The 23,094-nt window shown below is 41.2% G+C and carries 24 protein-coding genes and 1 tRNA gene; 18 read left to right on the plus strand and 7 right to left on the minus strand.

The genetic code is table 11. From position 1 onward, the window contains the following. Nucleotides 1-10: 10 nt before the first annotated feature. Both J3P43_RS11940 and J3P43_RS11945 read right to left on the minus strand, forming a co-directional pair. Complete coding sequence (locus J3P43_RS11940) at nucleotides 11-775, minus strand: glycosyltransferase (protein ID WP_255902652.1); 765 nt, start codon at nucleotides 773-775, stop codon at nucleotides 11-13. A 4-nt stretch (nucleotides 776-779) separates the two neighbouring features. Beyond that, nucleotides 780-1,676: a glycosyltransferase family 8 protein gene (locus J3P43_RS11945; protein ID WP_255902654.1), complete on the minus strand. Its 897-nt coding sequence runs from the start codon at nucleotides 1,674-1,676 to the stop codon at nucleotides 780-782. Nucleotides 1,677-1,827: 151 nt separating this feature from the next. Between J3P43_RS11945 and ypfJ the strand changes: the two genes are divergently transcribed. The 4 genes from ypfJ to J3P43_RS11965 all read left to right on the plus strand — a co-directional run bounded on the left by ypfJ (nucleotide 1,828) and on the right by J3P43_RS11965 (nucleotide 5,142). Beyond that, entirely contained in the window at nucleotides 1,828-2,676 is an 849-nt protein-coding gene (gene ypfJ / locus J3P43_RS11950) for a KPN_02809 family neutral zinc metallopeptidase (RefSeq protein WP_255902656.1), read from the plus strand. Nucleotides 2,677-2,851: 175 nt separating this feature from the next. After that, nucleotides 2,852-3,532 (plus strand): porin family protein, encoded by a 681-nt coding sequence (locus J3P43_RS11955; protein WP_255902658.1) that lies wholly within the window; start codon nucleotides 2,852-2,854, stop codon nucleotides 3,530-3,532. 186 nt (nucleotides 3,533-3,718) lie between these two features. Continuing rightward, entirely contained in the window at nucleotides 3,719-4,543 is an 825-nt protein-coding gene (locus J3P43_RS11960) for a class I SAM-dependent methyltransferase (RefSeq protein WP_255902660.1), read from the plus strand. 65 nt (nucleotides 4,544-4,608) lie between these two features. Further along, nucleotides 4,609-5,142 carry a hypothetical protein gene (locus J3P43_RS11965; RefSeq protein WP_255902662.1) on the plus strand — a complete coding sequence of 178 codons (534 nt, stop codon included), beginning with the start codon at nucleotides 4,609-4,611 and terminating at the stop codon, nucleotides 5,140-5,142. On the opposite strand, the gene tamL is transcribed toward J3P43_RS11965, so the two are convergent. After that, entirely contained in the window at nucleotides 5,139-7,478 is a 2,340-nt protein-coding gene (gene tamL, locus J3P43_RS11970) for a translocation and assembly module lipoprotein TamL (protein WP_255902664.1), read from the minus strand. The two genes, J3P43_RS11965 and tamL, sit on opposite strands and share 4 nt — an antisense overlap. On the opposite strand from tamL, the gene J3P43_RS11975 reads away from it, so the two are divergent. The 3 genes from J3P43_RS11975 to J3P43_RS11985 all read left to right on the plus strand — a co-directional run bounded on the left by J3P43_RS11975 (nucleotide 7,469) and on the right by J3P43_RS11985 (nucleotide 8,543). Next, a complete protein-coding gene (locus J3P43_RS11975) occupies nucleotides 7,469-8,215 on the plus strand; it encodes a TrmH family RNA methyltransferase (RefSeq protein ID WP_255902666.1) in 747 nt (248 codons plus the stop codon). The two genes, tamL and J3P43_RS11975, sit on opposite strands and share 10 nt — an antisense overlap. A gap of 49 nt (nucleotides 8,216-8,264) precedes the next feature. Further along, nucleotides 8,265-8,335, plus strand: a tRNA-Cys gene (locus tag J3P43_RS11980). 28 nt (nucleotides 8,336-8,363) lie between these two features. Beyond that, nucleotides 8,364-8,543: a spore protein gene (locus tag J3P43_RS11985; RefSeq protein ID WP_255902668.1), complete on the plus strand. Its 180-nt coding sequence runs from the start codon at nucleotides 8,364-8,366 to the stop codon at nucleotides 8,541-8,543. Nucleotides 8,544-8,599: 56 nt separating this feature from the next. Here J3P43_RS11985 and J3P43_RS11990 read toward each other — a convergent pair whose 3' ends face one another. Further along, on the minus strand, nucleotides 8,600-9,631 hold the full coding sequence (locus tag J3P43_RS11990) for a quinone-dependent dihydroorotate dehydrogenase (RefSeq protein WP_255902670.1): 1,032 nt from the start codon (nucleotides 9,629-9,631) through the stop codon (nucleotides 8,600-8,602). A gap of 77 nt (nucleotides 9,632-9,708) precedes the next feature. Here J3P43_RS11990 and mnmC2 point away from each other — a divergent pair, with 77 nt between their 5' ends. The 6 genes from mnmC2 (at nucleotide 9,709) to J3P43_RS12020 (ending at nucleotide 14,142) form a co-directional block, all read left to right on the plus strand. Continuing rightward, nucleotides 9,709-10,389, plus strand: a complete 681-nt coding sequence (mnmC2, locus tag J3P43_RS11995) for a tRNA (5-methylaminomethyl-2-thiouridine)(34)-methyltransferase MnmC2 (protein ID WP_255902672.1) — start codon at nucleotides 9,709-9,711, stop codon at nucleotides 10,387-10,389. 48 nt (nucleotides 10,390-10,437) lie between these two features. Then, nucleotides 10,438-10,839, plus strand: coding sequence for a c-type cytochrome (locus J3P43_RS12000; protein ID WP_255902674.1), 402 nt, complete (start codon nucleotides 10,438-10,440; stop codon nucleotides 10,837-10,839). 9 nt (nucleotides 10,840-10,848) lie between these two features. Then, nucleotides 10,849-11,658: a nucleoside triphosphate pyrophosphohydrolase gene (gene mazG / locus J3P43_RS12005; protein WP_255902676.1), complete on the plus strand. Its 810-nt coding sequence runs from the start codon at nucleotides 10,849-10,851 to the stop codon at nucleotides 11,656-11,658. A gap of 142 nt (nucleotides 11,659-11,800) precedes the next feature. Then, nucleotides 11,801-12,370: an RNA polymerase sigma factor gene (locus tag J3P43_RS12010; protein ID WP_255902679.1), complete on the plus strand. Its 570-nt coding sequence runs from the start codon at nucleotides 11,801-11,803 to the stop codon at nucleotides 12,368-12,370. Then, nucleotides 12,351-13,664 (plus strand): hypothetical protein, encoded by a 1,314-nt coding sequence (locus tag J3P43_RS12015; protein WP_255902680.1) that lies wholly within the window; start codon nucleotides 12,351-12,353, stop codon nucleotides 13,662-13,664. The genes J3P43_RS12010 and J3P43_RS12015 overlap by 20 nt, the downstream gene beginning before the upstream one ends. A 25-nt stretch (nucleotides 13,665-13,689) precedes the next feature. Further along, nucleotides 13,690-14,142, plus strand: coding sequence for a hypothetical protein (locus J3P43_RS12020; RefSeq protein ID WP_255902683.1), 453 nt, complete (start codon nucleotides 13,690-13,692; stop codon nucleotides 14,140-14,142). On the opposite strand, the gene J3P43_RS12025 is transcribed toward J3P43_RS12020, so the two are convergent. Beyond that, nucleotides 14,143-15,363, minus strand: coding sequence for an ABC transporter permease (locus J3P43_RS12025; RefSeq protein WP_255902686.1), 1,221 nt, complete (start codon nucleotides 15,361-15,363; stop codon nucleotides 14,143-14,145). It abuts the gene before it with no gap. 78 nt (nucleotides 15,364-15,441) lie between these two features. On the opposite strand from J3P43_RS12025, the gene J3P43_RS12030 reads away from it, so the two are divergent. Then, nucleotides 15,442-16,701: an exo-beta-N-acetylmuramidase NamZ family protein gene (locus tag J3P43_RS12030; RefSeq protein ID WP_255902689.1), complete on the plus strand. Its 1,260-nt coding sequence runs from the start codon at nucleotides 15,442-15,444 to the stop codon at nucleotides 16,699-16,701. A gap of 3 nt (nucleotides 16,702-16,704) precedes the next feature. Further along, entirely contained in the window at nucleotides 16,705-17,625 is a 921-nt protein-coding gene (gene fmt, locus J3P43_RS12035) for a methionyl-tRNA formyltransferase (protein WP_255902691.1), read from the plus strand. A gap of 1 nt (nucleotide 17,626) precedes the next feature. On the opposite strand, the gene J3P43_RS12040 is transcribed toward fmt, so the two are convergent. Both J3P43_RS12040 and J3P43_RS12045 read right to left on the minus strand, forming a co-directional pair. Continuing rightward, nucleotides 17,627-18,466 carry an aminotransferase class IV gene (locus J3P43_RS12040; protein ID WP_255902693.1) on the minus strand — a complete coding sequence of 280 codons (840 nt, stop codon included), beginning with the start codon at nucleotides 18,464-18,466 and terminating at the stop codon, nucleotides 17,627-17,629. Between the two features lie 36 nt (nucleotides 18,467-18,502). Further along, nucleotides 18,503-19,540, minus strand: coding sequence for an RluA family pseudouridine synthase (locus J3P43_RS12045; protein WP_255902695.1), 1,038 nt, complete (start codon nucleotides 19,538-19,540; stop codon nucleotides 18,503-18,505). A 180-nt stretch (nucleotides 19,541-19,720) separates the two neighbouring features. On the opposite strand from J3P43_RS12045, the gene J3P43_RS12050 reads away from it, so the two are divergent. The 3 genes from J3P43_RS12050 (at nucleotide 19,721) to lat (ending at nucleotide 23,094) form a co-directional block, all read left to right on the plus strand. Further along, the gene (locus tag J3P43_RS12050; protein ID WP_255902697.1) at nucleotides 19,721-20,767 is read left to right on the plus strand and encodes a DUF6588 family protein; all 1,047 of its coding nucleotides are present in this window, start codon (nucleotides 19,721-19,723) and stop codon (nucleotides 20,765-20,767) included. A 47-nt stretch (nucleotides 20,768-20,814) separates the two neighbouring features. Further along, nucleotides 20,815-21,696 carry a 1-aminocyclopropane-1-carboxylate deaminase/D-cysteine desulfhydrase gene (locus J3P43_RS12055; protein WP_255902699.1) on the plus strand — a complete coding sequence of 294 codons (882 nt, stop codon included), beginning with the start codon at nucleotides 20,815-20,817 and terminating at the stop codon, nucleotides 21,694-21,696. A gap of 66 nt (nucleotides 21,697-21,762) precedes the next feature. Continuing rightward, nucleotides 21,763-23,094: an L-lysine 6-transaminase gene (gene lat / locus J3P43_RS12060; protein WP_255902701.1), complete on the plus strand. Its 1,332-nt coding sequence runs from the start codon at nucleotides 21,763-21,765 to the stop codon at nucleotides 23,092-23,094.

Consider the following 23,094-nt stretch of genomic DNA (forward strand, 5'->3'; position numbering starts at 1 on the left):
TTTGTATCGATTAAAAATGTAAATCAAAGTTAAATCGAAGGTACCGGTACAAGTGACGAATGCTCGATATGAGGAAAGTGTTATTTTCTCTCCAAAAATTCCGTTTTACAGTACTCGGCTCTTCCGAAGAGTTCTTCTGATCGAATAAAGCCTGATAATCCTCGTAAAACAATGCTTTTCCTTTTTTCTTAAGAAAAGAGAACATCATTTTATACTCTGTACGCTCTACTTTTTCATTTTCTGCATACCTGCCAAATTTTTCAAAAAATGTACTGCGCCGAAGATGCGGATGATCACTGTAATAATAGAATTTTTTATATCCAAAATACCAGGGCCAGGCACTGAATATCATTTCAGAAAACCCATCGCCTACTGGTTTTAAAAAGGGATATTTAAAATAGGCATAAAAACGAACCATATCGATAGTTTTCCGGTCGTTCATAAAACGTAAGCCCTTATCAAGTTTTTCGGGAAAGAGTTGCTGCGGGACAAAATCTTCCTGAACGTAAAGCGTGTAAGGGCTTGTTACAGCGTCTTGACCCTTATTTATATTATTACCCAACCCTTTATTGACAGGTGTGGTAATTAGCCGACACCCATAATTTTCTTGTAGTCTCTTTAATGCATTCAAATGTTCTTCCTGACTGGAATCATCGGATACAATGATATTTCCGAAATGGCAGTCGAGCTCATCAAACTTTTTTAATAGCCTTTCTAAAGAACTACTCCTGTTATAATGAGTGATAAGTAAGGTCACATCCTTGAAGTTGTACATGATATTATTTGAATGAAAAGAGCTGAAGCGACTTCTTCTTCACTTTGGTATAAATCTTTTTAAATAATCTGTTGTAATTAGTGACAGGTTTATGGTCTTTCCAGGGAGTTAATCTCAAATATTTATAAAATTCTTCTTTAAACTCAGGTCTTGATCTATACGATTTAAATATTGGCTTAACGTCTAAAAAGTGGATAATATAAGGTGCCTCATTTTCAAATTGCGCGAAGCAGTTCCAATTAGAATCCAATTGAAACCATCTATCATATAAAGCCCCGTTAAGACCATACTGGTCGGCGTAATTTATAAACTTGACATTTTCATGCATGAACTTAATCACTTTAGTGGTAATATCCTCATCTCGCCATTTCTTTGCATTCATTATCAATAAGCCTGAATTAAAATACTTTGTATCAGCAGGAATCCCTAATTCTTTATAATTGGGTATTCCTCCCCAAGAACAGCTTACCGTTAGCTGCCAATCTTGTACAGCCGCGAAAAGACAATCGCCAATGTCTGTTTTCCACAGCTTAGAAATGTCTGCTAAAACGATCATGTCCACATCCAGATAGATAACCCTCTCCCTATCAGCCGGAATAGCATGTGATGCAAAAATTCGATAGTAAGCGGTAAAAGGAAAGGCAGTATTATCTACCGGAATAGTTAGATGCGGGGGAATGACTGAGGAGATGGTCTTCCAGTTTAAGGTTATCCTCTCGGGATTTACGGTCGACGAAATCCTTGATTTATTCGAAGCCGATATCTTGTCATCCAAAACATAAACATCAATCTTCTCACCGGTTTTATGGTTCTCCTCTATTGATTTTAGTAATGCGCCCAGCAAAATAGCATATTGATTATCACTGGCAACTACTAAAGTAATAATATCTTGATTCCCCAATTCTTGAAATTTGCTGTAAAGTAATAAATTGAATAAATTTCCCTGTTATACTTCACAGAATATTTTAGGTTACGTAATACTGCGATCCCAGGCTTCTGTACTGTCAAACAAAGCAACTTTTTTTGGTGTTGCTAAGAAAACATTCGGATTTATGAAATGGTTAGGAAGACGCCAGAGCGGCAATATTGAAGATCGAAGAAGCGGTGGTGGTGGCCTCGCAATTGGCGGGGGACTGACAGCGGTGGTTGCGATTATCTTTTCACTCTTAACCGGTCAAAACCCGCTCGAACTGCTGGGCTCGATGGGCGAGGGTGGCGGCGCACAACAAGAAGCTCCTCTCAATACGGATGTAAAACAGGATGAGAAAGGCCATTTCGTAGCGGTAGTGCTTGCCGAAACAGAAGATGTTTGGAACAAAGTATTTTCGGAAGCAGGGAGTCGCTATAAAGAACCAACACTAGTATTGTTTAGCGGTGGTGTGCAATCCGCCTGCGGGAGTGCGAGCTCTGCTACCGGGCCATTTTATTGTCCCGGAGATCAAAAGGTATACATCGACCTCTCTTTCTACGACGAGCTACAAAACCGCTTTGGCGCCCCGGGCGATTTTGCAATGGCCTACGTTGTTGCGCACGAAGTGGGGCATCATATTCAAAATCTTCTTGGAACATCTGATAAACTTCATCGGGCCCGTGGCCAGGTAAATCAGGAAGAATACAATCGCCTATCGGTTAAACTTGAACTACAGGCCGATTTCTTAGCCGGGGTTTGGGCTCACCATGCACAACGGACTAAAAACATACTCGAAGAAGGCGATATCGAAGAGGCCTTAAATGCGGCTAATGCTATTGGAGACGACAGACTGCAGAAACGATCGCAGGGACATGTAGTACCCGACGCATTTACTCATGGCACTTCTGCTCAGCGCATGCGTTGGTTTAAGAAGGGGTATGAAACCGGCGATATTAATCAGGGCGACACCTTCTCTGCATCCAGTCTCTAACAGATTGTAGGGTTTTATCTACAGATCGACCAGAAATCAAATCACTACAAAACCCGTTGTAAACAGAATAGAGTCATTTCTCTACCATAACAACTTGTGTTCTAGTAAAAATCCATTATCCCCGATTTCTGGTCTGGTGATTGAACAGTGGTTACCACAATAACTTAGATAAAAAATGAAAAAAATAATTTTACTAGCAGCCGGCTTTCTGATTGCAGGAACCGTTGCAAATGCACAAACAAGTACGACCTCCGGTTCTGTCGGTAGCACAAAATGGGGCTTAAAAGTTGGGGTTAACCTTGCTAAGTACAGCTATGGTGCAGACGATGCTGAAAATCCGGAAACAGATCACGCTACGAATTTTCATGTAACCGGATATCTAGACTTGCCTTTGGGCGGAATGTTCTCGGTTCAGCCGGGCTTATCGCTACAAGGTAAAGGTGCTGAGTTTTTCGATAGCGGCGACACAGAAGTCAAAGACAACACGATGTGGCTTGAAGTTCCGGTAAATTTAGTAGGTAAAATTCCTTTGGGAGCTACCGGAACAAGTCTTTTCCTTGGGGCAGGACCTTATGCTGCTTATGGAATCTCAGGTGAAAGAAAGATAACCTTTGACGATGAAGGTAACGACAGAGAGACTATAAAGCAGGACCTTAAATTCGGAAACGATGACGAAGATGATTTTAAAGCTTTAGATTTTGGAGTCAATTTCCTTGGAGGCATCCAACTAAATAATGGATTCAATATCGGCGCTGGTTATGGTCTCGGATTGACGGATTTACTCCCAAGTGGCGATGGCGGAGATGGACAACTTACCAATAGAGTTCTATCATTCTCTGTAGGCTACTCGTTCTAAAATATCCTACATCTACCTATCTTAAAACCGCCTTCTTGGGCGGTTTTTTTGTTTAATATACTTCCCATTTAAACCAGTTTCCTTCCTCCATGAATTTATACGATTGAATCTCGGCATAACCTATTCCTTCCATTTGCGTAAGAGTCATCACGAATGATATATTCGTGATGAAATTTTCACTATGTAATGAAGCATCTGGCAAAAAAAGTAGTATCCTCCGTAGTTAACAACGACCTATTATGGCCCGTATTGAAGCCCGCTTTGAAAGTTGGCGTATTTGCCTATTTCAGTCGTAAGCATCCGGACGACGTAAGTAAAACACATTTGCATCTTTTCGAGAAGCTCACTGTTTTAAACGGTCCCTTTAAAGCTATGAAATATCCATCTATGGATGCACTTTGCAGCGCTATTTATCCAAAACTTATAGGAAGTTACGAACAGGAATTGCACCCAACAATTGAAACATTTAGCACCCGGGATTATTCGGAAATTATTGACGTAGGCTGTGCCGAAGGATATTATGCAGTTGGCCTGAGCCTAATGTTTCCGAAAGCAAAAATCTACGCTTATGATATAGACCCGGCTGCAAGACGCTTATGCTTAGACATGGCCAAGCTCAATAACAGAGACAGCAGCATTTCAATTCGCAACTTTTGTACGGCTAAAGAGCTGGCAAGCTTTAATTTTACCCGCCGGGGACTTATTGTATGCGATTGCGAAGGTTTTGAGAAGCACCTTTTCAATTCAAGCAACCTTAAAAATCTAAACCGTTGCGATATTATTATCGAAGTTCATGACTTTGTTGACATAGAGATTTCAGACTACCTAAACCACTTATTTAAAGAAACTCACGATATCCAGGTTATTAAAAGCATTGATGATATTGAGAAGGCCAAAACCTATTACTTTAAAGAAACCGAGCAAGCAAGTTTAAAAGATAAGCTAGCCATATTTAAAGAGATGCGTCCAGGAATCTTAGAATGGATGGTTTGCACGCCTAAATCCGAGTAGTTTTATACTGGTATTTTCCTCCTTCATTTTTAAATTTTATCTTTCACGGATAAAGTGATTCGTCCATGAACCGGTTATTCGTTACTATTCTTTTCTTCGTAATTTTCCTAGGCAAACTACAGGCCCAAACGGTTATGATTAATAACTTCTTGGTGAAAGAGCACCTGCTTAAAAACAGTAAACTGGCAATAATTGCCGCCGACTCTTTGGATAAGCCGATTGAAACGGTCAACGGAACCTTTCTGTTTACGCTTAACGGCTTCAGGCAGGAGCTAAAATTCAATGATGGAATTGCCGTGGCTCCGCAACAAATTGAAAAATCGTCTTTTGTCTACATCAAACATCAGAACGAAACCGGAACGCATTCGAAGCTTTACTACGTGATAAAAAAAGGCGAAGACCTTAATCCTTTGAAAATAAATTGGGTGCTTCTGTTGCTGATCCCGCTTATAATTGTCGCCATAGCAGCCATGTTTAGGAAGTTCATCATTTTTGGGATTATACTGCTGGTAATTATTTTCTTCTTTAATTCCAGCAAAGGCCTAGGAATACCAACTTTCTTTGAAACAATAATCGACGGACTTAGATCGGCCTTTTAAAAAGGCATTCCTATACCAAAGTTATACTGCAAAAAGCGGTAATTATCCGGAGAGTGGGTTCGTTTATATTCCGCTTTAAATTCTTTGTCAAAAAACTTTTTGATCACCCACTGATCTGAGCCTCTGAACTGCGGATCCTTCACCTTAACGCCGACATCAAACCTGAATATAAAATACTCCACATCAAAACGTAATCCGAAACCGGTACCAATAGCAATCTGATTGAAAAACTCTTTTAAGAGGAATTCGCCGTTCAGATTACTTTCAAACTTACGTATCCGCCAAACGTTTCCGAAATCGGTAAAAGTTGCTCCCTTTAACTTAGAACCGAAAAAATTGTTGAGTATCTTAAATCTATATTCCAGATTCCCCTCCAGCTTCAATTCGCCGAACTGATCGAGGTTGGTTAGATTTCTTCGCAAAGTATCGTTTCCTAATACCTCTCTATTGTAATTCCCGGGTCCTAGGGTCCTGGCTTGCCAGGCTCTTATTCCGGTAGATCCGCCAGCATAAAAGTTCTTTTCAAACGGAAGTTCTTCCCCGTCAGAGTTGCCGTAAGCATAAACAACGCCAGGATTTATCCTGGCCACAAACTGTCGCTCCCCCCCAAGTGTTCTATAGGCTCTCACGTCAGCTTCGCTTTTCGCGTATTGCAAGTACCGTAAGCCTAAAAATGTGCCATCATCTTTGAAGGCTTTGGCTATCAGACTTAAAGTATTTCCTGCAATGTCATTCGATGTTCTGAAATAAACAAAATTATTATAGGTTAGAAGCTTGGAAGCGTTCAATGTAAACGCATATAAGCTCCCCAGATTAAAGTACTGGCGGTTATTTGTTCTGATATAGAGGATACTTCCCTGTTCTTTGAGCGACTGTTGGAAGTCCTCAGACAATATACCCTTACGATATTCGATGTTAATTGGCGTGAACGAATGAAGTTTACTGCGCGTTTCAATCCAATTATAGGTCAATGAATTGATAAATAAGCGACTTTGAAAAGCATTCAATTGGTCAAAGATCTGCAGACTGCTGGATATAGTAGTGTGAGGCACCCCATTTTTACCTAATCTTGATGTGTTAAACGGCACCAACAACCTTGGAAAAGTTAAATTTATTCCGAATTGAATATCTCGGTTAAAAATTCGCTCTATCAGATTTCCTTTTATATCTGAATTAAAAAGCAAACCGTAACGCACGCGGAAATCAAGCTGCTCTGCGCCTCCAAAAACATTTCGGTTGGTATAAGTATTTGCCACGTTGAATCCACTGCTTCCAGAGTTAAAAGTATATTCACCTTCAACCCTGTTGCTAAGTCTTTTCATTGGAGTGGCATCAATTGAGGCGTCCAGACTTACGCTGTCACTGGTTTTGACATAATCTATTTTAAGGGTTTTGAACACATTCAAGTCAAACAACCTGTCGTAGGTTAGATTTTTTTTGTCGATGCTATACTTTTCTCCCTTTTTCAGATAATTGTATCTGTAAATATCCGGCGCATCAAAGCGGTGCGAATAATCGCTGAAGATAAATTGCGAATCGATCACAGTAGAGTCAGGAGTTCCAGACATTTTATCATTACTGCTTCTAATGCGCATAGAAGTGTTATTTAAACGATAAACTTTATGACCTGGCTGATTTACAGGATTATCAAGTGTCATTAAAATATCTGCAGCGCCTGCGTACAAATGAGTATCTACAGCAAATTTTACATACTGCGCTTTGTAATCGTAGTACCCGTTATTCTGAAGTAAGTTAAAGATCTGGGTACTTTCATGTCTTAACGAGTCGCCATCATATCGGGTACCCTCTGTTATAGTTGTAAACGACGGACGGTTCTGAACGTACAGGTTTCTAACTGCCGAATCCGGGATCGAATATGAAAACTTATTAATCTTAAACGACTGGCCTGGCTGAGCCGTAAAGGTGATGTAAGCCTTTTTATCTTTGATAACAACATCATGTTTAACCTCGGCTTTAAAAAAGCCTTTGTCGAACAGAAACTTTTCAATCTCTCTTCTTGAAATTTCGACAAGAGCGCTGTCGAGCAAATTTGGCGGCTCACCAATCGGCTTGATCCGGTCAGTCCGGTATTTCCCGTTTTTAGTATTAAAGAGGTTGTATAACGCCAGGTTTACTCTCGAATTTGGCATAATATCGCGGTGTACATAAAGATGTGCCCGTTCTGAAAACTCTTTATCCACCCCCTCGATAGTCACCCCTCTAACAATTTGCTGATTATCTGCAAGGTACTTAGTGGTAGAACAGCTACCTAAAAACAACGCCAAAAACAGTATACTTGCAACACAAAAATTACTTACAACAGAATATGCTTTCAAAATCTCAAATCAGTTTTGTAAATGCATTACACCAAAAAAAACACCGAAAAGAACATCATCTTTTCATTGCAGAAGGCAGCAAATCAATCGTCGAATTTACACAATCTTCCTATTGTATAAATACCATCTTTCATACACCGGATGCAACGCCAAAGTTGTGCAATTTATCACATAAAATAAAGTTGCATGAAATTACTGCTGCCGAATTAAAAAAAATCAGCACTCTTTCCACTCCGCAAGATGCTTTGGCGCTTATTCATATTCCTGAAAGAACCATCACCAGACCAGAAAGTTTTAAAGGGCGGTTTACTCTCGTTCTTGACGGAATACAGGACCCAGGAAATTTAGGAACCATCATCCGCACCGCCGACTGGTTTGGGTTTAAAGACATAATATGTTCTTTTGATACTGTTGATGCATATAACCCCAAAGTGGTTCAGGCAACAATGGGTTCGCTTTCGCGGATTAATGTGTACTACGAAGACTTAGGAGCGTATTTCTCCGAACCGAACATGCCGGTGTATGGAGCCTTGCTGGATGGCGATTCTGTCTACGAAACCCGGTTTGGCAAAGAAGGCTATATTATTCTGGGAAATGAAGGGAATGGAATTTCGGAAAAAGTGCAAAAACGGATTAATACAGCAATTACAATCCCGCGGTTTGGCGAGGCCGAATCGTTGAATGTTGCGGTAAGCACTGCAATTATTTGCTCCGAACTAAAAAGAAACACTAAATAATATTGGGCCGGCAATAATAAATTACTATTTTTGCAATCCTTTACAAAAAGGTCGGATGGCCGAGTGGCTAGGCAGAGGTCTGCAAAACCTTCTACAGCGGTTCGAATCCGCTTCCGACCTCCCGAGGAAATGTTTTAAAAAGAAAATCATGGCAGTTACACGTTTAAAAAGAAAAGACAGAAGAAATAAAACGGTTTCGCGTCTGGAAGTTCAGTTTCTAAAATTAGGACGCAACCTTGAAACAGGTAGCCGCTCCAGAGAATCTGCTACAAGCCAGCTTGCGAAAAACAACGCAGTTTTAGCTCAGATTGAAGCACAGGCAAAGTAATTTTTGACTTGTTAAGAACAAAAAAATCCAGAATCATTTCTGGATTTTTTTTTTGCCTATTTAGATTCTCTAAGAATCGCTTTATTAATTTCTTTAATTAAACCTGGCCCCTCATAAATAAAACCGGTGTAAATTTGGATCAAAGCTGCTCCTGCATTAAGCTTCTCGATGGCATCCTGTGCCGAATGAATCCCTCCAACACCAATTATTGGAAAAGCCTTTCCGGACTTTTCTGACAAATAGCGTATTACTTCGGTGGAGCGCTTACCTAAGGGCCTTCCACTCAAACCACCTGTTTCCTTCCTCAGATTCTCATCAGAAGTAAGTCCTTCCCTACTGATAGTTGTATTGGTGGCAATAACACCAGCAATCCCCGTTTCTTTTACTATTTCAATTATATCATCCAACTGCGCATCCGTCAAATCAGGCGCAATTTTCAAAAGAATGGGTTTAGACAAATTATTTTTATTATTCCTCTGTTGAAGTGTATTTAATATTTTCTTCAAAGGTTCCTTCTCCTGAAGCTCTCTAAGGCCGGGCGTATTTGGCGAACTAACATTTACCACGAAATAATCCACTACGTCAAACAGCGCATCGAAACATTTAATATAATCGCTGACAGCATCCTCGTTCGGCGTCACTTTATTCTTTCCAATATTGCCGCCTATCAATATTCCATCCCGCTTTAAATGCTTTAAGCGAAGCGCAGCAACCCCAACACCCTCATTATTAAAGCCCATGCGGTTTATAAGAGCATTATCATCAGGCAAACGAAACATGCGGGGTTTCTCGTTCCCGGGTTGAGGCAGAGGCGTTACTGTCCCAATTTCGATAAACCCAAATCCAAAATTCGAAAGCTCTGCAATTGATGAAGCATTTTTATCGAATCCCGCCGCCAGGCCTACCGGATTTTTAAATTTCAAGCCAAACACTTCACGCTCCAGCCGCGGGTCAGAAACGGTAAAAGCTTTCTTTAATGCCCGGGACACACCCCAGATACGATTAATGGTTTTTAAAGTCCCGGTGACGAAATAGTGGATATTCTCCGGATCGAACTTGAATAAGATTGGCTTCAGTAATTGATACATGCTGCAAAAATACTGGAATTATTGATTTTAGATTACAACCTGCATACCGTTAAATAGAATTAAATTGCGGCCAGAATATGTCGACACAAAATTTACAGCTTGTAACCACCGGAGATGGCTCAAAAACCATTTATAATCCTTTAGTTGGAGAGAACTACCATTCGAAACATGGTGCATTGCAGGAAAGCCAACATGTTTTCCTTAAATCGGGACTGCAGTACTATCTCGACAACAACGAGACAAGTTCAGTATCTATTCTCGAAGTAGGCTTTGGGACTGGTTTAAACTTTCTGTTAAGCGCCAATTACTGCGTTCAGCACCAGTTGCTGCTACACTATACGGGCATTGAAGCTTTTCCTCTTCCTATTCAAATGATACAAGAAACCGGACACGAAGCCTATGTAGAACAGCACTTATACCAGTCCTTTCTCGAAAATTATGAACGTAGCCTCAACAACACTGTTAGGATAAACAACTTCATCGAACTAGAAATAGCCCATGATAATCTTCTCCGATTCAATAATCCGAAACTATTCGACGTTTTATATTTCGATGCCTTTGCGGCTATTCATCAGCCCGAAATGTGGACGCATGAAGCTCTGAGCCATTGCTGTAACTATCTAAAACCAGATGGTGTCTTTGTAACTTATGCTATTACCGGCAACTTAAAGCGCATAATGAAAGGCCTTAACTTTTCAATCGAAAAAGCCCCTGGTGCTCCGGGGAAACGAGAAATGCTCCGCGCTGTAAAACATTAGTCAACATTTGCTAATTATTTTTATTTTAGAGCACTAACGAACAAATAAATGAAACTACGCACTTTTTTAATTTTAACACTCATTTCATGTATCATCATAGGCACATCTGCTACAATGCCGGTTCAGGATGAAAAAAAAGACCCTCAGTACACAAATCTAAGGGTTCTGCCTAAAAACATAAGCAGCGATGAGCTCAAGAAAGTGATGGACCATTACAGCGTTTCTTTAGGCGTAAAATGCAATTTTTGTCATGTGAGAAATGAAGAGACAAAAAAGATGGATTTCGCCAGCGACGCGAAGGAAGAGAAAGTGATTGCACGCTCCATGATGAAAATGACCAACAAACTTAACATCAAAAACTTTGGCGAAAAGAAGACACAATACAACCAGGCTGTAATGGAAGTAAGCTGTAAAACCTGTCACCGCGGTAAAGCACACCCTGAGGGGTAATATAAAATTATGTCTTCAAACATCGCGCCCCCAAAAGCAAACACACCGGCAACTGCTTTTGAAAGATTACTCAACATAATGGATACCCTGAGGGAGCAATGCCCCTGGGATAAAAAGCAAACGCTAGAAACCTTACGACATCTGACTATTGAAGAAACCTACGAGCTATCTGATGCCATTTTGGAGGGAGATAAACAGGAGATAAAAAAAGAGCTTGGGGACATTATGCTCCATTTGGTTTTTTACGCCCGTATTGGATCAGAGACCGGCGATTTTGATATTACTGATGTATTGAACAGCATTTGTGAGAAACTCGTGCATCGTCACCCTCATATATATGGTGATGTAACCGTCAGTAGCGAAGAAGAGGTAAAACGAAACTGGGAGCAGCTAAAATTAAAAGAGGGTACAAAATCTGTCCTGGAAGGGGTTCCATCCTCTTTGCCGGCACTGATCAAAGCTTCAAGGATCCAGGAAAAAGCGCGCGGCGTGGGCTTTGACTGGGAGGAGAAAACTCAGGTATGGGAAAAAGTTGAGGAAGAGATGAATGAGTTCAGGCAGGAATTTAACGTTGCAGACGATTCTATTATCGACAAGGACAGGGCCGAAAGTGAGTTCGGAGACTTGCTGTTCTCTCTGATTAATTATGCCCGCTTTATTAATATCAATCCCGAAGACGCCCTTGAAAAGACCAACAAAAAATTCATCAAAAGATTTCAATACCTGGAAAACAAAGCGGCAGAATCCAATAAAAGCCTGAAAGATATGACACTGGCAGAAATGGATGTTTTCTGGAATGAAGCCAAAACCCGAACCTGAGTCGTTTTAATTAAATTTCAATAAAAATCAATCAGCTGTATCACTATTGTTTTACTGTGCGTACTGTATATTACGAGGAAATGATTCCGGTTGTAGTCAGGCTCTATCGTCAATGCCTTATAACTGCACCTAACATATATTGATGCAAAAGTCAATCGGCATATCGGACCTTGATTTAATAAGAGGATGTAAATCTGGAGATCTGAAATCGCAAGAACTGTTGTATAAGCAGTTCTATGGGTATGCTATGGGCGTTGGAATGCGATATCTTTCTAACCGCGATGATGCGATGGAAGTAGTAAACGATTCGTTTATAAAGGCTTTCAACGGCATTAAGTTTTTTAACGAAAACCAGCCTTTCAGAGCCTGGCTGCGCAGAATTATAGTTAATACAGCGATAGATTGCCACAGAAAAAATCTAAAACATCAAAACCAGGAGGATATAGATCTGGTGGTGAATCATGGTAAAGCCGCCGAAGCATTGGAGAATCTCTCGGCAAAAGATATATTGAGGTTATTAGATAAGCTTCCGGAAATTCACAGAACGGTGTTTAACATGTATGAGCTGGACGGCTTCAATCACGATGAGATCGCGGATATGCTAAACATCCCGGTTAGTTCCTCAAGGGTTTATTTAAGCCGTGCAAAAGATAAGCTTCGCGCTTACATTCTTCAACAACAGAAACGAGACTATGAGCGAGCCATTCGATAAAAAACTCATAAATCACATCAACAAAGTATTCGACGACTTCGAAGACGACTCTGCTGATGCAGGCTGGATCGAGTTGCGAAAACGCTTGCCTCAACCTAAAAAGAAACGCTATGCTGGATGGTGGATAAGTTCGGCTGCCGCCGTATTGCTACTGGCCGGGGGATGGTACTTCGCTTCATTAACAGGGCCGCCAGCGAAAAAAGAAAAGCTCACTGCAAACTCATCTGCCAAAATAACGGCACCTGGAAAAAATAACGTCCCCCCTGTCGTCAACAGCCCAACTCCCGTTGCGCCCGACCGAAACAGTTCTGTTAGAATCGTCGTAAATAAGAGCTCAGGGCATGACGAATCAGCGAAGCAACCTGTGCTAACAAAGCCCTTATTGTCCAATATTGATGAAAGCTCGGCCGGATCGGTTGAATTTATTGAAACCCAGTCTCAACAAGATCTAACGATCATGGCTCTCTCGAAACACACCTGGGATAACACCACCGGTTCAGACGATGAAAGAGCATCAGATATTAAGGTCGAGCCATCCTCAGATCTGGCGGTTAAGGAACCTGAAGTTCTTGCGATGCTCCCGGAGAAAGCGACATTAACAACACAACTAGACGGTTTAATATCTAATGATAAATCAAATTCGAAAACAGGGCCGAAACTTGCCGTTTTTGCAGGAAGCTACTTTACATATGCTGAAGGCAGTGAAACAAGTGTCAATACCCGAATCGGAATTTCTTCTGAAATTAAACTCGGAAAAAAAATAAGTTTCTCGACCGGGGTTTCGTTAGGGCAAAACTCGCTGAAATTCAACACCTCTATTCCTCAGCAAGCCAAGCTAAATTTTGCCAGAACAGCGCAGCTATCAGAACAGATGAGTTTCGAATCACCCGCTCTTAATTCATCGGGCATAGCAATTAACACCTATGATGCTAAGCTTTTGGGTTTGGATATTCCGTTTAATTTAAAATACTTATTTTTGGAGAAGAAAAACAGCATTTACCTTATCACAGGAATTAGTTCAAACTTTTTTATCAATGAATCATACACCTATAACTATAACTATGCATCCAGTACTAACCCGCCAGACCAGCCTCATGGCCAGAGTTCGGGCCAATTTCAGAGCTTCGACTTCGCCAGAATAATTAATCTGTCGGTGGGATATGAGCGCCCTCTAAACGAGAAAACGAAGATTTCATTCGAACCTTTTATTAAATATCCCGTATCCGGTCTTGGAAGTCATGATTTACGGTTTGGTGCGGCAGGAATGAATCTTAAATTTAATTTTAATCGCTAAACACACAATTCTATCAACTACTTTAATGAAATCATTTACCCGTTTATTGCTAGCGTCTGCTGGCGTTAGTTTTTTGTTGCTATCCTGTGAAAAAGAATCGCTTAAAATCGATAAAGAAAATGAATTTAATATCCCGTTTACCGCAAATGTGAATGAGCACATCGCACTAAAAAGCGATGATTCGCAAGTACTTATCACGGTGAAAAATATCAGCGATCGCCGCTGCGCGAATCATTTAGATTGTTTAGATGCCGGAATGGCGGCCGTAAGAGTGCAGGTGTCAACTTCAGAAAATTCGAAAGCGGAGTCTTTTTTATATCTCGGAACAGTAGGCGAAGATCGAAAGACTGTTGACAGCGTAACCGTCAGGTTGAATAAATCATGGTATGTAGTATCGCTGCACAGTGTTAACCCGCATCCAATGATGGAAACAACTGAAGCTCAAACAGCAGAACTGTCGATCAAACCGAAACCTTAATTATTTAAAGGTGATGGCTTTTACCGGGCTTATCCGGGTAACGAGCATCGAGGGAATGATCAGAACGAGCAGGCATACCACCAGTGTGCCTGCATTTAAAAAGATAATATCTGCCAATTCTAGCTGTACAGGCACGAATGACATGTAGTACGAAACCTGATCTAACTTGAAAAAATGTGTGTAAGTCTGCAACAAACCCAGACCTATTCCTAACACGTTGCCCAGCAACAAACCAAAACCGATAAGGTAGGCCGCATTGCTTAAAAATATTTTTTGGATACTCCAGTTCGAACTGCCCAGCGCCTTTAATATCCCGATCATACTGGTTCGCTCGAGGATGATAATAAGAAGCGCAGATATCATGTTAATTACAGCCACTGCCATCATTAATATCAATATAACCTGAGTGTTAATATCAAGCAATGATAACCATTGAAAAATAGTTTGGTACCACTCTGTTATCGAAAACGCCCTTAATCGAAATCCGATATTATCCGACACATGGCTGTTAGCAGACTCCAGCTTATCGAAATCCTTAACCCGGATTTCATACCCGCCTACCTGACTGTCCTTCCAATTATTAAGGCGTTTTATGATCGACAGATCGCCGATTACGTAGGTTTTATCTACTTCCTCTACCCCTAAATTATATATCCCAACGATCTTGAAAGGCCGCTTTCTAAGATTTTCCTGCACGAAATACATCAGGAAGTCATCGCCAACTTTTAGCTTCAGCCGGTTAGCTATATGCTGTGATATCAGTATCTGCTTTCGCGCTGCGAGGCTGTCAGTAAAATCAATTACCTTTCCTTCAACAAGGATCTTTTTGAAAAAATCCCAGTTAAAAGATTTATCAACACCTTTTAAAACAACACCTTCTATTTCATTGTCTGTGTTAATGATTCCCGGCTTAATGGCGTAAGGATAAGCATATTGAATATCCGGCAGACTCTGGAGTTTCTTTAAGGTGTCGGCTCCAAGCGAGAAGGGTGAATTTTCGTATGAAGAGTTTAAATCATATTTAATTAAGATGATATCTCCCGAAAAACCTCTTATCTTTTCCCGGATTTCAGTTTTAAATCCCTTAACAACAGCCACCGCCAGAATCATAACACTGAGACTCAGCATGATACCCAGAATAGCTATCCGCACACTCAATTTAGAGAAAGAGCGTTTAGATTGAAAGGTAATTCTGTGCGCAATAAAAGCCGTTAGATTCAAGCTATAACTGTTTTTTTGTACTTTAGCAAAGATGCAAAAATTTCCATCGCTTGCCTGGTGAACTTAATTTTTATGCAAATGAGACCATATCTATTGACATTCTTACTGGCCGTTCTGTTTGTTTCGGCATGCAGTTCGGGAAAACGCGGATCGCCACCAACGACAACTACAACAAACGCCGGCCAGCAACAGGTTAGTCGTGAAAGTACCAGGATTGAATTAATTACCGGGGCGGAACAGACTGCCGTATATGTACCTATGCTAAAAGGGAAACGGGTAGGAATAGTCGCAAATCCAACCTCTATTATCGGACCAAAACATCTGGTTGATACTCTCAGATCACTTGGCGTTAACATAATAAAAGCATTCGGCCCCGAACATGGATTTAGGGGGCAGGCGAGTGACGGCGCTAAAGTTCAAAACGACGTTGATACAAGAACCGGTATACCAATTATTTCTCTTTACGGCAGTCATACCAAACCAACACCTGCCGATTTAAAAGGCGTTGATATAATGATATTCGACATTCAAGATGTTGGGGCAAGATTTTACACCTATATATCAACTCTTCACCTCATCATGGAAGCCTGTGCTGAAAATAACGTCGAGTTGATGATTCTCGACAGGCCAAATCCAAACGCATATATTGATGGGCCAATTCGCGAAGAAAAATACAAATCGTTTATCGGAATGCATCCTATTCCTATTACTCACGGGATGACGATCGGCGAATATGCCCGGATGATAAACGGCGAAGGCTGGCTCAACAATAAAATTCAGTGCAAACTCAATATTATCAAACTCCAAAACTATACTCATACTAAGCCATATACGCTTCCAGTAAAGCCATCTCCGAATCTCAACACACAGCAATCAATTTTATTATATCCATCCCTATGCCTGTTTGAAGGAACGGTGATTAGTGTTGGGCGAGGAACGCAGATGCCCTTTCAGATTTTAGGCAATCCTAAGCTGGAGGATAAATACAAATTTAGCTTTACGCCGGTAGCTATACCCGGCATGAGTGAAACGCCATTGCACCAGAATGAAAAATGCTATGGATTGGACTTAAGAAATTACGACACCAGCAACTTTATAAAAACAGGAAGACTAAACCTGCAATGGCTCATTGAAATGTATAAGGCATATCCTGAGAAAGATAAATTTTTTGATCATACCTTAAACAAAAGGATGAATAACTTTGATCGCCTGGCTGGTACTGAAAATTTAAAAAAGCAGATTATATCCGGCAAAAGCGAAGACGAGATCCGTAGGTCATGGGAACCGGGATTGTCTCAGTTTAAGTTGATGCGAAAGAAATATTTACTCTACCAATAAATTATGCGAATCATATTCATGGGTACTCCCGAGTTTGCCGTAGCTTCATTAGAAGCTCTTCTTAATGCCGGCTGCAATATAGTTGGAGTTGTTACTGCGCCGGACAAACCAGCCGGTCGCGGTCAAAAGATTCACGAATCGGCTGTTAAGCAATTTGCCCTCTCAAAAGGATTGGAGGTACTACAGCCGTTAAAGCTCAAAGACCCTGATTTTCACGATAAGCTCAGGTCTTTAAAAGCAGATCTACAAGTTGTTGTGGCTTTTCGTATGCTTCCGGAAACGGTGTGGGATATGCCTCCAAAGGGAACTATAAACCTTCATGCCTCGCTGTTACCGAAATACCGCGGTGCGGCGCCAATTAATTGGGCTGTTATAAACGGAGAAAAGGAAACAGGTGTTACCACCTTCCTGTTGCAACATGAAATTGATACAGGGAATATCTTATTTTCTAAGTCTGTGCCTATCAGTGAACAGGAAACTGCGGGCGACATCCATGATAAACTAATGCAGACCGGCGCAACACTGCTCGTTGACACGGTTAAGGCGATCGAATCTGGGGATTATACTCCGGTGGTTCAGCCCGAAATTTTGCCTGGTGAAACAGAACTACCTCATGCACCAAAAATATTCAAAGAAGACTGTCTGATTAGGTGGAATCAACCCGTCGAGAAGGTGTATAATCATATCCGGGGCTTAAGCCCCTACCCTACAGCCTATACTGTATTTAAAGAGAAAACCCTAAAGATTTATTCGGCCGAAATTATGGATAAAGAACCTGGTATTCAGCCTGGAGGCTTTTTAAGCGACGATAAAAGCTACCTTCGCTTTGCGTGTTTAGATGGCTTTATTTGTGTGAGGGATATTCAGATGGAAGGAAAAAAGAGGATGCCGGTAGAAGAATTTCTAAGAGGTTTTCGTAATTAACCTAGGCGATTGAAGAATTCAGTTTTTCTTGTAAATCTTTAGCCACTTCATTAAAATAACGTTTATTATTAAATCCCATCACCCATTGGATACCGCGAGTAGCGTTCGTTAAAAAGACTTCTTCGGCTTCATTTAAAATATCCGGATTTATCTGCGCTTCAATCACTTCCATTTTATTGTCTTTGGCCAACTGCATGGTTACACTTCGCATTACACCGGCAATACAGCCCTCGCTTAATGCCGGCGTATAGATCTTCTTTTTAAAAACCACAAACACATTCGCACTCATAGCTTCGCATAAGAAACCATTGCTATTTAAGATAAAAACCTCGTCAAGAGACTTTTGCTTACGATAAATCCCGGCCATTACATACACCAGAGAATTGCAGGTTTTAAGATTCGCCAAAGTATTTACCGGCTTGGTAACCTCGTCATAAACATCTACTATTAAACCCTTGGCTGCATGGATATATGAGCTTTCGTCCGAACTGCTCAACTCCAGTGTATAGGCAAATTGATTGCCGGTAGGACTATATAAGCCATCGGAATCCCGAAAGACGGTTAATCTCACACGTGCATTTTGACCGCATGAATTTCGACGCACTAATTCATCGACTTTTTTACGCAGAAAATCAGCCGATATCTTTTTGAAACCTTCAAGTTTAAGCGTTGCCATTCCGCGCTGTAAACGCTGTGCATGGAGTTCTGCATATTGCAGCTTACCGTTCATATAACGCATCGATTCAAACAACCCGTCTCCATATCTGAAGCCTCTGTTGGCAATGGTAAGAACGGGCTGTGCGGCGGGAAGAATCTCTCCGTTATAATTAATGAAATTCATAACTCCTAAAATATTCCAATAAAAACCTGAGAAACGCTATTCTGATTTAGTATTTGAGACATAATTTCGCCATTTTTCTAGTACCGCCTGAAAATCAGCAGGTAAATCTGATTCGAAATATATTCGCTTCTTCGAGACCGGATGCTCGAAGCCTAAAGACTGAGCGTGTAAAGCCTGTCGCGGCATTATCTCAAAGCAATTATCCACAAATTGGCGGTACTTACTAAAAACGGTCCCTTTTAAAATTTTGTCACCCCCATAAGAAGCATCGCTAAACAAGGGGTGCCCGATATGCTGCATGTGTGCCCGTATCTGATGTGTTCTTCCTGTTTCCAGCTGACATTCGATCAAAGTTACATAATTAAGGCGCTCTAAAATTTTATAGTGAGTAACAGACCATTTTCCCTTGTCTTCATTATCATAAATGTCCATGATCTTCCGGTCGCGGAGGCTCCTGCCAATGTAGCCGGACACGGTGCCATCTTCAGCTAAATCACCCCAAACCAGTGCGAGATATTTCCGGGTTATGGAGTGATCGAAAAATTGCTTTGCCAGATAGGACATCGAAAACTCGTTCTTACTGATTAATAACAAGCCCGAGGTGTCTTTATCAATACGGTGAACCAAACCAGGCCGTCCATCATTTCCGGGAAGCTGAGGCAGTTGCTGAAAATGGAAAACCAGCCCGTTTACCAGCGTGCCATGGTAATTGTTATAGCCGGGGTGAACCACCATACCCGCTGGCTTGTTCACAACCAATACATCATCGTCCTCGTAGACTATACTTAAAGGTATGTCCTCGGGGTAAACCTCGGTATCCCTCGGAGGATGCGGCAAAACAACCGAAATAATATCTGCAGGTTTTACTTTGTAACTTGCTTTAACCTGTTTGTCATTCACCAACACACTTCCGGTTTCAATGGCACTCTGAATACGATTTCTCGACGCATTCTCAACTCGATTCATCAAAAATTTATCGATCCTTAACAACGATTGGCCTTTATCCACTACCACCCGCAGATGTTCAAACAGATCCTGTTCTTCCTGCTCAGGTAACTCAAGTTCTTCAGACATGGATGCAAAATTAAACTTTGCAATTCAATTCAAGTCATAGAAACAAATTCTTCTTTAAATTGTATAATTATCAGTCACCGTCCATCGTATGAGGAAGTTTGTTAAGAATTTGAAGGTGTTGTTAAATTTTTTCCCATTTTTGATTCGGGAAATATATTTCAAACACTAATTCAAATCACATTGAAAAAAAACAGATTTATTAAAATCACCTTGCTATTTAGCAGTGTGATTTTCTCGCCTGCCGCATTTGCTCAAGACGGCGTCGCAGAGCTAGCCCAGCTAGGTCCGGACGCAACAAAGCTCGCAAATGCATATTTAAGCCCCATTTTTAAAGGTCTTGGAATCGGATTGAACTCTGGATGGGCAAATACCGCACATTCAAAAAACCTGGGACGGTTTGATATTAGGATTGGAGTGACTGGTGCTTTGGTTCCAGGCAAGGATAAAACTTTTGATGTATCTGCATTGGGATTATCAAACCGACTCGAGCTTGCAGATCCGAACAAAACCCTATCTCCAACGGTGGCTGCTGGTAAAGGCGTTGTTCCAACGGAACTAATTGTAAATAATAACAGTGGCGACGAAGTAGACCGGGTAACTCTTCCCAAGGGAACAAACCTTCCCTTGATCCCGTCTCCGCAAATACAGGCTACAGTTGGATTAATTAAAGGCATTGACGTTTCTTTGAGGGCTGTTCCGAATATTAAGCTCGGAAATACAGGCACAATAAATATGATAGGCGGGGGTGTGAAGGTAGAGTTACTGCCTCTGATTGCAGGTAAGACCGCCGGAAAATTATTACCGTTTGATTTGGCTGTAGCCTTAGGTTACACTCAGTTCTCATACGAAAAACAAGTTGACGACAAAAGTGGTCTGGATGATAACCAACGAATCGAAGCGAAAATTTCGGGTGTTAACGTACAAACCATTTTATCCAAAAAACTTTTGGTTTTCACTCCTTTTATTGCTTTGGGATATAACACTTCAAAAACTACAGGTGGATTATTGGGAACTTACCGCGTCATTAATCCGACGCTTTCTACCGGGGTAGCCCCAGTTTATACAACAGCAAAAGATCCTGTTAGCCTCGACAAGAAAAACTTCAGCAGCTTTAGAAGCGACATCGGATTTCAATTAAATCTTGCAGTAATACGATTTTATGCATCGTACTCTGCGTCAGAATACAATTCTTTCAATGCAGGTCTCGGCCTTGGCTTTGGAAAGTAGCCAGCTAATTTCCAGGCTCCGCTTCTGCGGAGCTTGTACTCTACCTCATGATAAGCCTACCTTACAATAGTCCGGAAGAAGAAATACACCATCCTCTTTTTTCTGAAAAAAACATCCGGGTTTATTTGAAAAGAGATGACCTTATACATCCTTTCATCTCTGGTAATAAATGGCGAAAACTCAAATATCTGCTGCAAAAAGCGAACCTTGCAAATAAAAATCACCTCGTAACCTTTGGTGGCGTTTGGTCAAATCATCTGATCGCAACTGCCTGCGCCGCAGCAAAATCGGGTTTAAAAAGCACCGGAATAGTGCGCGGAGAGCCTATCAATACCGACTCCCTCGCGCTTTGTCGATTGTTCGGAATGAAACTCATCTTTGCAGACCGCGAACGTTATCGCGACAAACAAAGACTATTTAATCTCTACTTTCAGGATGATCCGGATGCACTTTTCATTAATGAAGGAGGATATAGCGAAGAAGCAGCAAAAGGTTGCGCCGAACTGGTGGAAGAACTGGATCAGGATTACGATCATATCTTTTGTGCATGCGGGACCGGAGCAACTGCGGCAGGCATTATCAACGGTCTGAGACAACAACATTCATCTTCTTGCTTACATGCTATCACTGTGCTGAAAGGAGATTTTCTGAAAGATGAAATCGACAGACTTCTTCTCGCTCCATCCGACTTTTCCTTTCATTCAGATTATCACTTTGGAGGATATGCCAAAACCACTCCAGCATTGATTAATTTCATCGCCGATTTCGCATCTCACACAGGTATCCTTATCGATCCGGTTTACACAGGGAAAATGATGTTTGCCCTTTTTGACATAGCAAGAAAAGACCTTTTTTTACCGGGAAGCAAAATATTAGCGATTCACACTGGTGGGCTGTTCGGCTTACTCGGGATGAAAGATAAATTTTAAGTGATTTGCACATCCCTTAACCCGGGTTGTGTTCTTTATTCAGTAAATTTGTGAAAAGCATCTGGTATGTATAAACTTACTGTTTCTCCGCAAAACGTACACGACGTATTAAGTAAACACATTCTGGCCGATGGCTACGACCTTACTTTTGATATGGAAAAAAGTAAAGGTGTGTATATGTACGACTCGAAATACAACCGGAACATGCTTGATTTTTTCACCTGCTTTGCCTCTGTCCCGCTAGGATATAATCATCCTAAAATGATTGAAGATGAAGAATTCAAGAGAAATCTTCTTCTGGCTGCAATCAGTAATCCCTCCAATTCAGACATTTACACTCAGCAGTATGCAGAATTTGTAGACACCTTCTCAAAAACCGCTATCCCTGAGTACCTTCCGCATGCATTTTTTATCGCAGGCGGAGCCCTGGCCATCGAAAATGCATTAAAAACGGCGATGGACTGGAAAGTTCAGAAAAGCTTTCAGAAAGGTTATCAGGAAGAGCGCGGCTTTAAGGTTATTCATTTCGAACACGCCTTCCATGGCCGCACTGGCTACACGATGAGTTTAACCAATACTAATCCCGATAAAACGAAGTGGTATGCAAAATTCGACTGGCCGCGCATTACAACCCCGGCCATCCAGTTTCCCCTTACAGCCGAAAATTTCGAAAATTTACTACTGCGTGAATCCGAATCCCTGCAACAGATAAAACAGGCTTTTGCCGATAATAAAGACGATATATGCGCAATTATCATAGAACCGGTACAGGCTGAAGGAGGAGAAAATCATGTGCGAAAAGAATTTTTAGAACAAGTAAGAACTCTGGCCGATGAGAATGAATGCTTCCTGATTTACGATGAAGTTCAGGTTGGTGTGGGCCTGTCGGGAAAATTCTGGTGCCATGAGCATTTTGGCGAAAACGCCCGTCCGGATATTATCGCCTTTGGAAAAAAAATGCAGGTTTGCGGAATTCTTGTTGGCAACAAAGTTGACGAGATCGAAAGCAATGTTTTTAGAGTGCCCTCCAGATTAAATTCAACATGGGGCGGTAACCTTACAGATATGGTTCGGGCTTCAAAGATTTTACAGATTATAAGCGAAGACAAACTGGTTGAAAACGCAGCGGAAACAGGTCGCTATTTACAAAAATGCTTGAGAGTACTTTCCGAAAAATACACTAAAATTTCTAATGTACGGGGGTATGGCATGCTGACTGCTTTTGATTTTCCGGACAAAACTATGCGCGATAAATTCATCACCAAGGGTTTTGAAAACAACGTAATGTTTATTGGTTGCGGAACTGCCTCCATACGGTTCAGGCCAGCACTTGTCATGAAACCTGCAGACGTTGACAAAGGCATGGAAGTAATGGAGCGGATCTTACCGCACCTTTAG

Source organism: Paradesertivirga mongoliensis (assembly GCF_024436395.1).
Classification (GTDB): domain Bacteria; phylum Bacteroidota; class Bacteroidia; order Sphingobacteriales; family Sphingobacteriaceae; genus Paradesertivirga; species Paradesertivirga mongoliensis.

Coding starts and splice junctions, on each gene's coding strand:
- ypfJ (WP_255902656.1), top strand. CDS start 1,828: ATGAAATGGTTAGGAAGACGCCAGAGCGGCAATATTGAAGATCGAAGA.
- J3P43_RS12015 (WP_255902680.1), top strand. CDS start 12,351: ATGAGCGAGCCATTCGATAAAAAACTCATAAATCACATCAACAAAGTA.
- mazG (WP_255902676.1), top strand. CDS start 10,849: ATGTCTTCAAACATCGCGCCCCCAAAAGCAAACACACCGGCAACTGCT.
- J3P43_RS12030 (WP_255902689.1), top strand. CDS start 15,442: ATGAGACCATATCTATTGACATTCTTACTGGCCGTTCTGTTTGTTTCG.
- J3P43_RS12020 (WP_255902683.1), top strand. CDS start 13,690: ATGAAATCATTTACCCGTTTATTGCTAGCGTCTGCTGGCGTTAGTTTT.
- J3P43_RS11940 (WP_255902652.1), bottom strand. CDS start 775: ATGTACAACTTCAAGGATGTGACCTTACTTATCACTCATTATAACAGG.
- J3P43_RS11985 (WP_255902668.1), top strand. CDS start 8,364: ATGGCAGTTACACGTTTAAAAAGAAAAGACAGAAGAAATAAAACGGTT.
- J3P43_RS12040 (WP_255902693.1), bottom strand. CDS start 18,466: ATGAATTTCATTAATTATAACGGAGAGATTCTTCCCGCCGCACAGCCC.
- J3P43_RS11955 (WP_255902658.1), top strand. CDS start 2,852: ATGAAAAAAATAATTTTACTAGCAGCCGGCTTTCTGATTGCAGGAACC.
- J3P43_RS11965 (WP_255902662.1), top strand. CDS start 4,609: ATGAACCGGTTATTCGTTACTATTCTTTTCTTCGTAATTTTCCTAGGC.
- J3P43_RS11975 (WP_255902666.1), top strand. CDS start 7,469: ATGCTTTCAAAATCTCAAATCAGTTTTGTAAATGCATTACACCAAAAA.
- J3P43_RS11990 (WP_255902670.1), bottom strand. CDS start 9,631: ATGTATCAATTACTGAAGCCAATCTTATTCAAGTTCGATCCGGAGAAT.
- lat (WP_255902701.1), top strand. CDS start 21,763: ATGTATAAACTTACTGTTTCTCCGCAAAACGTACACGACGTATTAAGT.
- J3P43_RS12010 (WP_255902679.1), top strand. CDS start 11,801: ATGCAAAAGTCAATCGGCATATCGGACCTTGATTTAATAAGAGGATGT.
- J3P43_RS12045 (WP_255902695.1), bottom strand. CDS start 19,540: ATGTCTGAAGAACTTGAGTTACCTGAGCAGGAAGAACAGGATCTGTTT.
- J3P43_RS11960 (WP_255902660.1), top strand. CDS start 3,719: ATGAAGCATCTGGCAAAAAAAGTAGTATCCTCCGTAGTTAACAACGAC.
- J3P43_RS12055 (WP_255902699.1), top strand. CDS start 20,815: ATGATAAGCCTACCTTACAATAGTCCGGAAGAAGAAATACACCATCCT.
- J3P43_RS12000 (WP_255902674.1), top strand. CDS start 10,438: ATGAAACTACGCACTTTTTTAATTTTAACACTCATTTCATGTATCATC.
- fmt (WP_255902691.1), top strand. CDS start 16,705: ATGCGAATCATATTCATGGGTACTCCCGAGTTTGCCGTAGCTTCATTA.
- mnmC2 (WP_255902672.1), top strand. CDS start 9,709: ATGTCGACACAAAATTTACAGCTTGTAACCACCGGAGATGGCTCAAAA.